The sequence below is a fragment of the Streptomyces griseoruber genome, assembly GCF_001514205.1.
Taxonomy (GTDB): domain Bacteria; phylum Actinomycetota; class Actinomycetes; order Streptomycetales; family Streptomycetaceae; genus Streptomyces; species Streptomyces griseoruber.
Genome location: NZ_KQ948770.1, coordinates 60,768 through 74,869 on the forward strand (window position 1 = coordinate 60,768; position 14,102 = coordinate 74,869).

General features: G+C 72.4%; 9 protein-coding genes, 1 tRNA gene, 1 other RNA gene and 4 pseudogenes. 5 read left to right on the forward strand and 10 right to left on the reverse strand.

The features are described 5' to 3' along the window. Positions 1-132: 132 nt before the first annotated feature. From AQJ64_RS20875 to ffs, 4 genes are all read right to left on the reverse strand, one after another. The gene (locus tag AQJ64_RS20875) at positions 133-2,535 is read right to left on the reverse strand and encodes a hypothetical protein (RefSeq protein ID WP_244902677.1); all 2,403 of its coding nucleotides are present in this window, start codon (positions 2,533-2,535) and stop codon (positions 133-135) included. A 358-nt stretch (positions 2,536-2,893) separates the two neighbouring features. Next, complete coding sequence (purD, locus tag AQJ64_RS20880; RefSeq protein WP_059202862.1) at positions 2,894-4,147, reverse strand: phosphoribosylamine--glycine ligase; 1,254 nt, start codon at positions 4,145-4,147, stop codon at positions 2,894-2,896. Positions 4,148-4,309: 162 nt separating this feature from the next. Next, entirely contained in the window at positions 4,310-6,709 is a 2,400-nt protein-coding gene (locus AQJ64_RS20885; RefSeq protein WP_059202863.1) for a DNA polymerase III subunit gamma and tau, read from the reverse strand. 109 nt (positions 6,710-6,818) lie between these two features. Beyond that, positions 6,819-6,917: signal recognition particle sRNA small type (gene ffs, locus AQJ64_RS20890), an RNA gene on the reverse strand. 72 nt (positions 6,918-6,989) lie between these two features. Here ffs and AQJ64_RS20895 point away from each other — a divergent pair. Next, positions 6,990-7,077 (forward strand) — tRNA-Ser (locus AQJ64_RS20895). A gap of 79 nt (positions 7,078-7,156) precedes the next feature. Here the strand turns inward: AQJ64_RS20895 and AQJ64_RS20900 are convergent. The 3 genes and pseudogenes from AQJ64_RS20900 to AQJ64_RS52395 form a co-directional block, all read right to left on the reverse strand. After that, positions 7,157-8,302 (reverse strand): annotated as a pseudogene (locus AQJ64_RS20900) (tyrosine-type recombinase/integrase). A gap of 9 nt (positions 8,303-8,311) precedes the next feature. Next, entirely contained in the window at positions 8,312-8,518 is a 207-nt protein-coding gene (locus AQJ64_RS50985) for an excisionase family DNA-binding protein (RefSeq protein ID WP_240512927.1), read from the reverse strand. A 124-nt stretch (positions 8,519-8,642) separates the two neighbouring features. Beyond that, positions 8,643-8,867 (reverse strand): annotated as a pseudogene (locus AQJ64_RS52395) (IS481 family transposase); the annotation flags it as partial. Positions 8,868-9,650: 783 nt separating this feature from the next. Here AQJ64_RS52395 and AQJ64_RS52400 point away from each other — a divergent pair. From AQJ64_RS52400 to AQJ64_RS52405, 4 genes and pseudogenes are all read left to right on the forward strand, one after another. Continuing rightward, positions 9,651-9,836: pseudogene (locus tag AQJ64_RS52400) on the forward strand (transposase); the annotation flags it as partial. A gap of 149 nt (positions 9,837-9,985) precedes the next feature. Next, positions 9,986-10,501, forward strand: a complete 516-nt coding sequence (locus AQJ64_RS20910; protein WP_055638033.1) for a hypothetical protein — start codon at positions 9,986-9,988, stop codon at positions 10,499-10,501. 328 nt (positions 10,502-10,829) lie between these two features. Continuing rightward, positions 10,830-11,039: a WYL domain-containing protein gene (locus AQJ64_RS50995; RefSeq protein WP_276206730.1), complete on the forward strand. Its 210-nt coding sequence runs from the start codon at positions 10,830-10,832 to the stop codon at positions 11,037-11,039. A gap of 139 nt (positions 11,040-11,178) precedes the next feature. Further along, positions 11,179-11,343: pseudogene (locus tag AQJ64_RS52405) on the forward strand (ATP-binding protein); the annotation flags it as partial. Positions 11,344-11,397: 54 nt separating this feature from the next. Here AQJ64_RS52405 and AQJ64_RS20915 read toward each other — a convergent pair. From AQJ64_RS20915 to AQJ64_RS20925, 3 genes are all read right to left on the reverse strand, one after another. Next, complete coding sequence (locus tag AQJ64_RS20915) at positions 11,398-12,177, reverse strand: hypothetical protein (protein WP_055638035.1); 780 nt, start codon at positions 12,175-12,177, stop codon at positions 11,398-11,400. Positions 12,178-12,357: 180 nt separating this feature from the next. Next, the gene (locus AQJ64_RS20920; protein WP_055638032.1) at positions 12,358-13,314 is read right to left on the reverse strand and encodes a DMT family transporter; all 957 of its coding nucleotides are present in this window, start codon (positions 13,312-13,314) and stop codon (positions 12,358-12,360) included. A gap of 279 nt (positions 13,315-13,593) precedes the next feature. Then, positions 13,594-14,076 carry a substrate-binding domain-containing protein gene (locus AQJ64_RS20925; RefSeq protein ID WP_055634934.1) on the reverse strand — a complete coding sequence of 161 codons (483 nt, stop codon included), beginning with the start codon at positions 14,074-14,076 and terminating at the stop codon, positions 13,594-13,596. Between the last annotated feature and the right edge of the window lie 26 nt (positions 14,077-14,102).

Genomic DNA, 14,102 nt, shown 5'->3' on the forward strand with positions numbered 1-14,102 from the left:
CCAGCACATCACATAACGCGCGCAGACAGTCACTATTCGTTGCGAATTGGCCGAAAGTGGAACCAGGGGGTCCGTTCCGGGCGGGCGGGGTGGGGACGGGTGCGGTCAGGGGTGGCCGGCGGGGCCGGGAGGTCAGCCGAGGCGGACGGGCTTCTCGGGGCGTATGCCCAGTTCCACCAGCCAGGCGCGCAGGGGGGTCCCGTCACCGTCCTCCACCAGGCTGAGAACGCGGGGGGCGAGGTCGGCCACGCGCTCGCCGTCGACGAGGAGGGTGGGGCCGTCGAGCCAGTCGAGACCGGGGGTCGCCCCGACGGTGTCCATCGCGGCGCAGCACACCATCGCCGTGACGTGGTCGGCGAGCAGTTCACGGTCGGTGCGTGGGGGCTGGAGCGGGAAGAGCGGAAGCGCGCCGTCCTCCCAGAGGGGACCGTCGGGGCCGCCCTGACCGCCGCTGGGCACGGGCGGCTTCGCCGCCGTCGCCTCCTCCCGCGCCACCTCCGAACCGAGCCGCGCGGCGAGCGCCGAGCAGCGGGGGTTGGGGGCGGGGAGACCCTCCACGTCGTCGTCCTCGGCGCCCTCTTCGTCCTGGTCGTCCTCGTAGTCCTGGTGGTCCACGTAGTCCTGGTGGTCCACGTGGCCGTCCCCGATCTCGGCGCCGGCGTCGGGTCGGGTGGGAGGTGCGGTGTCCGCGGGGCGCGGGGCGGCGCCTGCGAAGGTTTCGGCGGAGGTGTCGGCGGCGGCGGGAGGCGTCGGGGCCGTGGGGGTGATCGGGACCGTGGGGGCTGTGGGGGCTGTGGGGGGCATGGGGGCCGTGGAGGTTGTGGAGGCCGTCGGAGTCGTGGAGGCCGTCGGGTCCGTGGGGCCGCCCTCGTCCTCGGCGGAGCGGCCCGCCGTCGAGTCACCTGTCGAGTCGCCCCGGTCCGTGAGGGCCTCGGCCGCCGTCGAGTCGCCCGAGTCCGTAAGCGCCTCGGCCCCTGCCGGGCTACCCCGGTCCGCGGGGTCCTCGGCCCCTGCCGGGGCGCCATGGTCCGCGGGGGCCTCGACCCCCGCCGGGGCACCATGGCCTGCATGGGCCCCGGCCCATGTCGGGGCATCGGGGTCCGTGAGGGTCCCGGCCGCCGGCGGATCGTCCCGGTCCGGCAAGGCGTCCCCGATCAGCAGGGATTCCCTGGCCGATGCCCGGCCCGCCTGAGGGGTTGTCGTCGGGGCGTCCGGGTGCGAGGGGCTCGTGGGGGACGTCGGGTCGGTGTCGTCGGCCGTCAGATGGTCCAGGACGCGGGCCAGGGTGGGGCCGGCCGGATGGTGGGACGCGGGGTCGGGGGTGGGGCGGACGCCGAGGGAGTCGAGGACGCGGTGGAGGCGGGCCGCGTCGGTGCGCCACTTGCGGTCGACGACCTCCTCCGGATACTCCTGCCAGTCCACCGGGGACCAGTCCGGGCCGCACTCCGCGGGCCCGCCGTGGAAGAGGCGGGCGGCGAGCAGGGAGGCGGCCTCGTCCACCGCACCGGGCTCTTCGAGCAGGTCACAGGCGGGCCGCTCACCGAGGCGGGAGGCGAATCCCTCGGCCAGGCGGTCCCGGCGGGACAGCTCGGTCAGCGCGGCCACGACACCGGCGTCCAGCCGGGAGGGCCAGCGGCCCATCCGCCAGGCCGGCAGCGCGACCCGGGTCAGCAGCCGGTCCCAGCCCGCGTACGCGAGGCCCACCTGCTCCTGGGCGACGATCCGCAGCCCGTAGTCCACCGCCTGGGCGCGCTCGGCGGCCGCGGCGGCCACACCCCGCTCCATCTCGGCGGCGTGCACCTGGCAGCTGCGCAGCATCAGCCGGCTGGCCCAGCCGATGCCGGCGCAGACCAGACGGGCGGCGGGACATCGCCCGCGGTCGGCGGAGACGGCCACCGCGGCGTCCAGTCCGCGCACGAAGCGCCGGGCCGCGGCTATGTCGGGGTGCGCCGAAGGGCCCGTACCGGCGACGACCGGGGCGAGGACGGCGCGCAGTTCGCCGACGCGCATCCACCACAGGAAGGGGGAGCCGATGACGAGGACCGGCGCCGTCGCCGTACGACGGGGCAGGTGGTGGCGGCTCGGGCCCGCGCCGGCGATCTCGTCGCCGCGCAGCGGCGCGGGCGGACCGTGGGCCGGGTGGGTGCGGTCCTCCAGCCAGCTGTCGCAGTCCGGGGTGAGCGCTATGGCGGAGGGCGCGGGGACGTCGAGACGGTCGGCGAGGTCGCGCACCAGCCGGTACAGATCGGGTGCCGCTTTCTCGGCGACGGCGACCGTGGGGCTGACGGCGGGACGGGCACGGGCGACGACCAGGCCCACGGCCCCGGCGGCGAGCAGGACGACCAGCGCGACCACGCCCACCACCCAGCGGGCGCCGTCCCAGCCCGGGCCCACGAGGTGTCCCGTGGAACCACCGGCGAGCAGGATCACGGCGGCGGCCGCGGGCAGCAGCGCGACGGCGAGCGCCCGGCTGCGGACCCGCAGCACGGCCAGCGCCCGGGCCCGCGCACTCTGCGCGCCCGCCTCCACTCCCATACCGGTCACGACCGGAACTCACCCCCTCACCGTCTCGCGGTCCTGGCTCGCCTGCTCTTGCTCACTCCCCCACTGTGGCACCCGCCACTGACATCGCAATGCCGGTGGGCCAAGTGCCGGAATGCTTGCGCCGCACCCTAGTTGGCGCTCCGGCCTCCGTCAGCCGGATAGCTCAGCGCTCACTCGATGGAATGGCTTTGGGGAAAGGTGAAAGACGGTGGGCAACGATCAGGCCCCGGGTTCCAGGGGTGTCCGCGAGGGATTCCCCAGAGGCCCGGGGCCTGGTGTCTGGTGTCTGGTGTCTGGTGGCCTGGTGGCCTGGGTGGTGCGGTGGGAATGCGGTCCGTTCGCCGGCGTGTTATGCGCCCGCCGCCGCCTTCGCCGCGATGTCCGTACGGTGCTGGGAGCCGTCGAGACCGATGCGCGTGACGGCCTGGTACGCCCGTTCGCGGGCCTCGGTGAGGTCCGTGCCGGTCGCGGTGACGGACAGCACACGACCGCCCGCGCTGACGACCGTCTCGCCGTCCTTCTTCGTCCCGGCGTGCAGGACGTACGCGTGCGGGGCGTCCTCGGCGGCCACCGCGTCGAGGCCGGTGATGGCGTCGCCGGTGCGCGGGGTGCCGGGGTAGTTGTGCGAGGCGATGACGACGGTGACGGCCGCGTCCTCGCTCCAGCGCAGGCGCTCCAGGTCGGCGAGGGTGCCGTTCGCGGCCGCGAGCAGGACACCGGCGAGCGGGGTCCGCAGCCGGGCCAGGACGACCTGGGTCTCCGGGTCGCCGAAGCGGGCGTTGAACTCGATGACGCGGACCCCGCGGGAGGTGATGGCGAGGCCGGCGTAGAGCAGCCCGGAGAACGGGGTGCCACGGCGGCGCATCTCGTCGACGGTCGGCTGGAGGACGGTCTCCAGGACCTCCTCGACCAGCTTCGGGTCGGCCCACGGCAGGGGCGAGTACGCGCCCATGCCGCCGGTGTTCGGGCCCTCGTCGCCGTCGAGCGCGCGCTTGAAGTCCTGGGCGGGCTGGAGCGGGAGGACCGTCTCGCCGTCGGTGATCGCGAAGAGGGAGACCTCCGGGCCGTCGAGGAACTCCTCGATGACCACACGGTCGCAGGCCGCGGCATGCGCCTTGGCCGCCTCGAGGTCCTCGGTCACGACGACGCCCTTGCCGGCGGCGAGACCGTCGTCCTTCACGACGTACGGCGCGCCGAACGCGTCGAGGGCCTCGGCGACCTCCTCGGCGGTCGTGCAGACGTACGAGCGGGCGGTCGGGACGCCGGCCCCGGCCATGACCTCCTTGGCGAAGGCCTTCGACCCCTCCAGCTGCGCGGCCTCCCCGGACGGCCCGAAGACCGGGATCCCCGCCTCCCGTACGGCGTCGGCGACCCCGGCCACGAGCGGCGCCTCCGGGCCTACGACGACCAGCTCGGCGCCGAGCTCCAGCGCCAGCGCGGCCACGGCGCCGCCGTCGAGGGCGTCGACCTGGTGCAGCTCGGCTACCTCGGCGATGCCGGCGTTGCCGGGCGCGCAGTGCAGCGCGGTGACGGCGGGGTCGAGGGACAGGGAGCGGCACAGGGCGTGTTCGCGGGCGCCGTTGCCGATGACGAGGACGTTCACAGGGGTCAGCCTAACGGGAGGGGGCGGGCGCCTTTGTGCGGGAGGCCGAGGGGCGGGGGGCCGGGAGTTCGTAGGTTTCACCGAAGGGGAGCGGTGCGTGCCGCGGTGGGCGTCCTGCTGGACGGTGCCGCCGACCGGCGCTGAAGCCCGGTGCGGGCCCGCCTACTCGTTGGTGTATTCCTCCACCACCGTCGCGCCCAGTTCGCGCACGATCAGTTCGTGGCCGGAGAGGGCCGACTCGTTGAGGTCGGGGTCGTCGTCCTCGGGGATGTCGTCCTCGGGGGCCACCGGTTCCGGGGCCGGGGGCCGGGGCTGGGCGGGGGCGGGGGTCGTGGGGGCCGGGCCCGCCGCCGAACCGGGCTGGGCCGGGGGTACGGAGGGGGACTGGGCCTGGGGGGTGGGGCCGACGGACGGCGGGGGCGGGGCGGACGGGGCGCCGCCGCCGTAACCGCCGCCGGGGCTGCCGTAACCGCCGGGTGCGCCGCCGCCGGTGCCGCCACCGCCGTAACCGCCGGTCGGCGCGGGGGCCGAGCCGCCGGACGGGTCGATGACCGCCTCGATCTTCCACTGGACGTTGAACTGCTCGCCGAGCGCCTGGCGCAGCACGTCCTCGCTGCCGCTGCTCGCGAAGTTGTCCCGGGCGCCGGCGTTGACGAAGCCGAGCTGGAGGGTGGTGCCGTCGAAGCCGGCGATGTGCGCGTTCTGGCTGAGGAGGATCCAGGTGAAGCGGCGGCGGTTCTTGACCGCCTCCAGGATGTTGGGCCAGAGCATGCGGGGGTCGAGGCCCCCGGCGGGGGGTGCGTACGCGGCGGGGGAGGCCGCGGAGGCGGGAGCCTGCGCGGGGGCAGGGGCAGGGGCGGAGGTGGCAGGGGCGGAGGCCGCGGGGGGACGTACCGCTCCCCCGCCCGCGGGAGTGGCCGTGGGCCAGCCGCCCGGCCGGCGTCCGCTGCCGGCGGCGGTGGCGGTGGGCCAGGCGCCGGGGGCGGGAGCGGGAGCGGCGGGGGGCTGGGCGGGACCGGCGTCGGCGGCCGGGGCCTGCGCGGGGGGTGCCGAAGGGGGCGCTGCGGCCGGAGCGGGGGCGGCGGCAGGGGCAGCGGCAGCGGGAGGGGCAGCGGCAGCGGGAGGCATGGCGGAGGGCTGGACCGGGGGCTGGGCCGGCGGCTGGCCCTGGAGCTGGGTCGGCGGCTGCCCGGCGTAAGGGGCCGCGGCTGCCGCGGCAGCCACACCACCGGCACCCCCTCCCGCCCCCGCACCCGCACCACCCCGCACCGCCGCCCGGGCGGCGGCCGCTCCGCCTCCCGGGGGGACGGGGGCGCCGCCGGTCGCGGCCGGGGCGCCATGGGCCTCGGGCCCGGGTACGTACCCCATCGCGGGCATGCCCTGGGCGCCGCCGGCGGCGAAGTTCACGCCGCGCTCGAGGCGGTCGAGGCGGGCCATGACGGACCGCTCGTCGCCGTAGGCGGCGGGAAGCAGCACGCGGGCACAGATCAGCTCGAGCTGGAGGCGGGGTGAGGTGGCGCCGCGCATCTCGGTGAGGCCCTCGTTGACCAGGTCGGCGGCGCGGCTCAGCTCGGCGGCGCCGAAGACGCCGGCCTGGGCCTGCATCCGCTCGATGACGTCGGCCGGGGCGTCGAAGAGCCCCTTCTCGGCGGCGTCCGGGACGGCGGCGAGGATCACGAGGTCGCGCAGCCGCTCCAGCAGGTCGGCGACGAACCGCCGCGGGTCGTTGCCCCCCTCGATGATCCGGTCCACGACCTCGAAGGCGGCGGCACCGTCGCCCGTGGCGAAGGACTCGACGACGGAGTCGAGCAGGGAGCCGTCCGTGTAGCCGAGGAGGGAGGTGGCCATGGCGTACGTCACACCGGCTTCGGTCGCGCCCGCGAGCAGCTGGTCCATGACGGACATCGAGTCACGCACGGAACCGGCACCCGCGCGCACGACGAGCGGCAGCACGCCTTCCGCGACCGGGATGGCCTCCTTCTGGCACACCTGGCCGAGGTAGTCCCGCAGCGTCCCGGGCGGCACGAGCCGGAACGGATAGTGGTGCGTCCGCGACCGGATCGTCCCGATGACCTTCTCGGGCTCGGTGGTGGCGAAGATGAACTTCAGATGCTCCGGGGGCTCCTCGACGACCTTGAGGAGCGCGTTGAAACCGGCCGACGTGACCATGTGGGCCTCGTCGATGATGTAGATCTTGTAGCGGCTGCGAGCGGGCCCGAAGAAGGCCTTCTCCCGCAGGTCACGGGCGTCGTCCACACCACCGTGCGAAGCGGCGTCGATCTCGATGACGTCGATCGACCCCGGGCCGTTGCGCGCCAGGTCGCGGCAGGAGTCGCACTCCCCGCACGGGGTCGGCGTGGGGCCCTTCTCACAGTTCAGGCAGCGGGCCAGGATGCGCGCGCTGGTGGTCTTCCCGCAGCCACGCGGACCGCTGAACAGGTACGCGTGATTGACCCGGTTGTTGCGCAGCGCCTGCTGCAGCGGGTCGGTGACATGCTCCTGCCCGATGACCTCGGCGAACGACTCCGGGCGATAGCGGCGGTACAGCGCGAGAGACGACACGCCTACGAGGTTATAGGCGCCCACCGACAACCGGCCCCGCGCATGATCGGGGCGCGGGCGGGGAAGGACGGCCCATCCGGCGCTCCCGGCCCTGGTTCCCGCCCCGCGCAACGCAAGCGCCCCCCACGCACCCGCCAGAGCCGACCTACCCTTGCTGCCTTCCGGCCCTGGGGGAGTTCAGTCAGATAGCGCCGCGTGAGGGGCTGCCCAAACAGTACCCGATGCCGACGGCCAGGAACGAGTTCGCGAGCACTCCTCTCGGTCATGTAATGTTTCCGGCGGAGGATTCGCCTAGAGGCCTAGGGCGCACGCTTGGAAAGCGTGTTGGGGGCAACCCCTCACGAGTTCGAATCTCGTATCCTCCGCCAGTGCCTCACCGGGCACGATGTCGAAGGGCCCCACCGCTCGCGGTGGGGCCCTTCGTCGTTGTCCGTCTCGGTTTCCGTCTCAGTTCGTCTTCGGGAGCTCCCAGAGCGCGTCGCCGACTTGCTGCGCGACCTTGCGGAGCATGGTCCCCGTCACGTGCATGTACCGGGCGCGCATCCGAGCCGCTCCCCAGGTTCCCAACCCATGATCGAGTCGATCACGACGTCCGGGACGCCGAGGATCAGGAGAACGGTCGCGGCGGTGTGGCGAGCGTCATGGAGACGGCCGTTCCGGACGCCAGCGTCTCTTAGGAGCCGCTTCCAGGTGTGGAAGTCGGTGTTGGGGCTGAGCGGACCGCCGGTGGGTGAGGCGAAGACGTATCCCTTTCCCTCCCAGTCGGCACCGGCCGCGGTCCGCTCCCGCTCCTGGGCTTCCTGGTGCTGGCGGAGAATCTTGATCAGCGGATCGGGCAGGCCGATGGTGCGCCGGCCCGCACGGGACTTGGTGGACTTGTGCTCGCGGCGCGTCTGCTCCTTCTGAGGGCAGTAGCCCGCCTTGCGGCCGCACGGGTTGGCACCGCAGCCGTGCGCGTACCTGGGGCGCAAGCGGTTCTTACGGATGCGGACGTACCCCGCGTCGAGGTCGACGTCCTCCCAGTGCAGCCCGAGCGCCTCCCCTTGCCGCAGCCCGAGCGCCAGGGCGACGACCCAGTGCGCACTGTTGCGAAGCTTGGCCGCCTCGACGAGAAGGCTCTGCACCTCTTCGATCGTGTAAGGCTCGATGTCCTCCTCTTCGAGCCGCGGAGCCTTGGCGATCTCTGCCGCGTTCGTGGCGACGTGCCCGCGTCGTTCGAGGTGCTCGGGCTCCAGGCGGTCAAGTTTGTGCGCGCCCAGGCCGGGGACGAGGTGAACGCGGACGTCGACCTCGTAGCCGTCGTACGTGTTCTCGGAGACGTACGGCTTGGCGATGTTCTCGACCCAATGCTCGAGCCAGGCTCGGAGCGTCCAGCTCTGCCCCAGCCTCCTGAGCTTCTTGTCGTCCCGCGCCCGCTCCATCTCTCGGACGGCCTTGGTCACCTCTGCCTTGGTCTTGCGCTCGAATGTGGCGGCGGTCGGGCTTGCCGTCATCGCGGACGCCGACGGTCACACGGCCGTGCCACTTGCCGTCCTTGCCGAGGTAGATCGACGAGGCACCGTTGGGCTGACGTGTGCGGTTCTTCTCTGCCATGTCGTCCCCTCAGGCCGCTTGGGCGGGTCGGTGGCGCAACTTGGCCACGTAGGCGGGCAGGGCGTCGGCGGGGACTCGACGGAGCCGCCCGCCGGTGACCGACTCGATCTCTCCCGCGAGCACGAGCCGGAAGCACGTCGTACGGCCGATACGGAGCCGCCGGGCGGCTTCCTCGACGGTCAGGAGGACCAGCGACGGGTCGAAGGGTTCCAGCAGGGTGACAGTGGCTTGCGGCTTCTCGAACTCCCAGCCTGCGCGAACGACTTCAAGCCCCGCACGACTGTGTCTAGTCCCAGGTGATGCCCGACGTTCTGGTCCCAGGTGATGCTTGACGGTGGGCCTAGACAACATCGGAAACCTTGTGGGGCTTGTTCGCCTTGACGTGGCGGACGGGAATGTCGGTGGTGCGCCGGATGACGCGGGCCTGGCCGTCCAGGTCGACGGTGATCGTCGTGTCCGACACGTGCACGGTCACCGTCTGGCCTGCGTAGGGGCGGCCGAGGGAGACGGTCTGGCGGCAGACCATGATCGTGCCCACCGCGCTGATCCGCCGCTGCACCCGCACCGCGAGATCAAGGGGCGCCAGGTCGCTCATGGAGGGCACCACGATCAGGGTGTTCGATCCACCGGACGAGACCAGCGCCCCGTAGATGCGGGCCTGGTCGATGGCGGACTTCGCCGCCGCTTCGTTCGGGTACTCAGTGACCTCCAGGGTCCAGCAAGGCCTGCGCGGCGAGCACCACGGCCAACGCGGCAACGATCTTCAGGACGCCGCTCCGCCCTCCCACAGCCGGAGACTCCTGGGCCAGTTGCCTCGCCATCCCTGTCCTCCATCAGCGTCCACAGCCCGGCCCACCCGTTGCTACCGGCCCCCAGCCCCGTCCCTGCGAGGGAGCGACCAAACTGTCGCCGGTTCGCGCCATTCCCTGGGCAATCACCACACGGGCGCGATCGGGCGGCAACCCGGCAGGTGCCGACAGGTGACAGGTGCTCCGGCACCGGGACGATCGCCTTCCTTGATCTTTCGCGGCCACCGGCGGTGCCGTCTCGGGGGAGAAGCTCTGATCAGACGTGCGCTACGTACCAGGTCGTGTATAGGGGCGCGTGGTCGCCACCTGGGCCGTCGTAGGTTGTTCGGCATTCGGCGGCTGAGGTTCAGAGGGGCCCGGAACGCATGGAGTGGGACCGTGCCGCAGATCGGGTGCGTGGCGAACGGGCCTTGACCCCTGATGTTGGACACACGAGACAGTGGATCCTGAGGATCTGAGAACGGACATCTCGTGGTCATGAAGAACTACCCGCCGGAGTTCAAGTCGGACGCGGTCGCGCTGTACGACGGCCTGATGCGACGATCAGGTCGGTCGCCGCCGATCTGGGGATCAATCCGGAGACCCTGCGGAACTGGGTCCGGGCTGCCGGAGCAAGCCGTGCACGGGGACGCCGGACGCAGGAACCGGCCCAGCCGCCGGAACCGCTGGAGGCAGAGAACGCGGCTCTGCGGAAGAAGGTCCGCGAGCTGGCATCAGCCGCATAACCCGTGTTCAGGATTCGGGGTCAAGGCCCGTGGTCGGCAGTAATTACGCTGGTCATGATGGCGCCGAAACCGGATAATACCGCTGGTGGCTGGCAGGCAGACGACAGTGCACACAATGGGGGCTGTCGGAGGGCAGTGGGAGAAGGACGATGGCAGGTGAGGTACACGACATACTGTGCTGGCGAGGCCCGGTCTCGGTGAACGTGTTCGTCATCGGCTCCGGCAACACCCCCTTGCCGAAAGAGGCTTTTCACCTCGCGGGGCTGGTCCCCGACGCCTACCTGCCGTTCCCTCTGTTGGAGCAGCCCGAAGCCGTTGAGCGGCTCGGTCTGGTGTCGTACGACCTCGACTTCGATGACGTCTCGCTCGATCTGCGCGAGTACACGCGAGCAGTACTTCGACGTGTCTGCGCAGGCACCCGGGCAGTGGCCTGGACGGCTTTTGAGGGTACGTTCCACTACGACGACCTCCTCACCGATGAGGTGGCCCACCAGGTCTACGGCTACTGCACGACCGGCGCCGAACCGGTGGTCGAGTGGGACATCGCGGCCCTGCAAGGCGAAGAGTGGCGCCGTGGAATCGCCGGGGCCCGAGCGGCTTTGGACGCCTTGCTGTCCGCCTCGGAGACTGCGAGGCGGGAAGAGCCGCACCGGCCGAGTGTCTAACTGTGTGACAACCCCGACGAACGTCGGCGAACGGGCGCGGACACCCACGGACTGGCGCCGCAGATGATTGGCTCGCCAGTCCAAGGTCCAGCCCCTACCCAAGTTGCTTCGGGACGAAGAGGTCAACGTCCAACGCATCGCCGCCACGCTTCCGCCGGCGCAACTTGCTCTGGTCGACGACATGGCAGCGTGGCCGAGGCCAGTGGGGGTGCAGCGAGGCACACGCGTGCGTGATCGGTCGGCTCACCCGCCATCGTGGCTGACTGTCGTCGGCTGAGCGGCGTTCGCCACGGACACCGAGGAGATCGTCGCGGGGTGGGCGAAGTTCCTGCCGTACAGCGACGTCCGTCAGCTCGCCCATGCCATCGATACCGGTGACCCCATCACCGTCGAGTACGTCGCCACCTCGGGCAACCGGACCGTGCGCACCCTGAGCCGACTCATGCTCGACCCGCCCTACCTGGAAGCCTGGTGCCACCTTCGGGACGCCGAGCGCGTCTTCACCCTCTCCCGCATCCACGGCGTCATGCCCGCGTGAGACGCGAGCTGAACGTACTCGGCGACGCCTTGCAGGCTGTTCACCATGCCCATGCCGTCGGGTCGGCGAAACCGGGGCAGTGCGTCCTCACGCGGGGAAGGCGGCGGGTCGGCAAGTCCACTCGACACCGTCACCAGACTCCGCGTTCGACAGCCACGACCTGGCCGCCCTGCAGAAGCACCGGGCAGCGGTCAGCGGTCAGCCGGTACCGCTCGTAGCGGTCTCGCGCAACGGAACCAGTTGTTCCGGGCTCCAAGAACCGTACGGACCCGAGGAACTGCTCATGCTCAGCGCCTGGCGAAGGACGGGCGCCAGGGCTGAGCTGATTCGGTGGCATTTCTGGTCGCGCGGTGGGTGGTCAGCGGACGTCCACGAAATCGCCGGTGGAGGTCACGGTCGCGGTGGTCGACGTGCCGGCGAACCGGTAGCGGAAGTAGCCGTCCGCGGACGCGGTGACCGTCGTCTTCAGGGAGCCCGTCGAGGACGACGTGACCGTCTTCACGTCGGTGTAGGTGCTGGAATTCTTCTTGCGGTACTGCAGGGTGACCTTCTGCCGGGCGTAGCCCGTGTACTTGTTGGCGTCCCAGTCGGCCCGGGACAGCAGGCCGTTGACCGTGATGGTCCTGCCCTTCCTGACGGGCTCGGGCGAGGCGTTCGTGGTGAGCCGTGCCTCGCGCTGCACCTTGAACGTGGTGGCCGCGTCCCGGTGGATGTAGTCGTAGTCGTTGGCCGAGACCAGCGTGGCGAGCCTCCAGGTCGCCGCCGCGCTGTTGCCGACGAAGCCGGTCGACGCCTGCGGGTCGAACGTCAGCGTGCCCGTGCAGGTCGACCGGGTGGCGCTCACCTTGACGCACGTGATCTCGTCGTCCCAGATCTGCGCGTAGTTCGGATGCGGACCCCAGGCGCTGATGTACGAGGTCTCGGCGATGCCCGAGTCGTCCGACGCGGTCACGGAGACCTTGGCGGACACCACCCTGGTGGCGCCGACCACGACCGGTTTGCCGCCGTTGACGACGACCTTGTCGATCGTGATGTTCCCCGAGCCGCCGTCCGCCGCCCGGGCGGCGGTGGCACCCATCGCGGTGGTGACCAGCGCCGCGCCGGCGCCGAGCAGGGCCAGGCGCATGGTTGCGCGCATCAACATTCCCCCCGGATTCCGTAGTCGATCAAGGGGAGCGTACGGCGTCGGCCAACGATTCACCACGCAGTTTTGTTTCAACACCCTTGTACGGCAGGCCACTTGAGAGCGGGTGAGCGCGCGCCGCGGCGGGAAGACCGTCATCTCCTCCGCCGGCCCGGGCGACCGGGGCAGGCCTCCCTAGGGCGTGTGTCGACCCGTGGGGAAGGCCAGGAGGGCCAGGGACAGGACGAGGACGGTCAGGCCGGTCCAGGAGACGGCCGGGAGGCGCTCGTCGAGGACCGTGACGCTCAGGACGGCGGCCACCGCGGGCTCGGCCAGGGTCAGGGACGTGGCCGCCGACGCGGACGTACGGCGCAGTCCGTGGCCGAAGAGACGGTAGGCCAGGCAGACGGTGAACAGGGCCAGATGGCCCGCCACCGCCGCGCCGCGTGTCGTGGTGATCCACCGCATGTCCACGGACGCCAGCAGCGGCAGGACCAGCAGCCCGGCCGCGCCGAACAGCACGCCCATCACCGCGTCGGAGGAGTGCCCGCGGGTGATCAGGGTGCCGCCGATCAGCGAGTAGACGGCGTAGGACAGTCCGCCGCAGGCGGCGAGGGCCACGCCGGTCAGGTCCATCGGCGTGGTGGCGCCGGTGAGTTCGGGGCCGAGCACCAGCAGGGCGCAGCCGAGCACGGCGGCCGCGGTGGCGGCGGTCCAGCGCGCGGTCGGGCGGGACCGTCCGGTGAGCCAGGTCAGCAGCCCGGCGAAGACCGGCGCGCTACCGAGGGCGATCACGGTGGCGACCGCCACCCCGGTCCGGGCCACGGCCGGATAGAAGGTGACCGGGTATCCGGCCACCGCCAGGGCGCCCAGGACGAGCAGCCACCGCTCGCGCCCCGTGCAGGCGGCGGGCAGGGAACGGGCGCCCCGGGAGCTGAGGAGCAGCAGGGTGCCGCCGAGGGCGAGACCGGCGGAGCCGATGGCCGCCGCGGGCGCGCCGGCGGGTGCCAGGGAACCGGCGGTTCCGGTCGTGCCCCACAGCACGGCCGCGAGCAGGATGGGTGCGGGGCCGCCGAGGAGGGCGGTACGAGAGGAGCGCGGGCCGGCGTCGGACGGGCGCGCGGGGGTCAGGGGGGTGGTGCGGTTCGGCACAGTCGTGAACTTCCGTCGTCGAATGCGTCAGGGAACGGATCCGCGTCGGGCGCACGACGACAACCCCTGACCGAGCCGGGCTCGGTGGGGCCGGGGAAGCGGAACGGCCGTATCAGGCCTCAGATGTCCGCCGGTGTCCGCGAGTGTCCGCGCCCGTCAGGCGCAGAGGGGCGGCAGAACGACGTGCCAGTAGGTGTTCACCCGGCCGATGCTACCCGGGACACCCGGCGGGCGACCGTGGCAACCGGCACCTCCCTCACCGCCCCCCTCACCGCCCCCTCACCGCCCCCTCACCGCTCCACCGGCGCCGTCGTCCCCCCGCGTCACCAGCCGGGGCTCTGACGACGTCCTCCCCGGTCGCGGTGTCGCCCGCTTCCAGGCGGGCGGTGACCTGGGTGACCGCGAGCCGGGCCATACGGGGGTGTCCTGGGCGACGGTGGTGAGGTCGACGTGGGGCAGACGGGCCGGGCGGCTGTCGGCGAAGCCGACGACCGAGATCTCGCCGGGGACGGCGACGCCCGCGCGGAAGAAGGTGCTGAGCGTGCCCGTGGCGCACGCGCCGTTGAAGGCCAGAACGGCGCTGGGCCGGGGGCTGGTGACGCGGAGGACGGTCACCGCGGCGGCGCCGTCCTCCGCGGCGAGCCCGCCGGGCAGGACACGGACCCGGTCGGCCGGACCGGGGCGGCTCATGGCGGTGCGGTGGGCCGCGACGCCGTGCGTATCGCCGATCTCCAGGACCTGGTGTCCACCGGGGCTCCGCAAGCCGACGAGCCGCGCACAAGGGCGTG

Excerpts from the sequence above, each read along its gene's own strand:
- AQJ64_RS20875 (WP_244902677.1), bottom strand. The coding sequence starts at position 2,535 with ATGGGAGTGGAGGCGGGCGCGCAGAGTGCGCGGGCCCGGGCGCTGGCC.
- AQJ64_RS20910 (WP_055638033.1), top strand. The coding sequence starts at position 9,986 with ATGGCAGGTGAGGTACACGACATACTGTGCTGGCGAGGCCCGGTCTCG.
- AQJ64_RS20915 (WP_055638035.1), bottom strand. The coding sequence starts at position 12,177 with ATGCGCGCAACCATGCGCCTGGCCCTGCTCGGCGCCGGCGCGGCGCTG.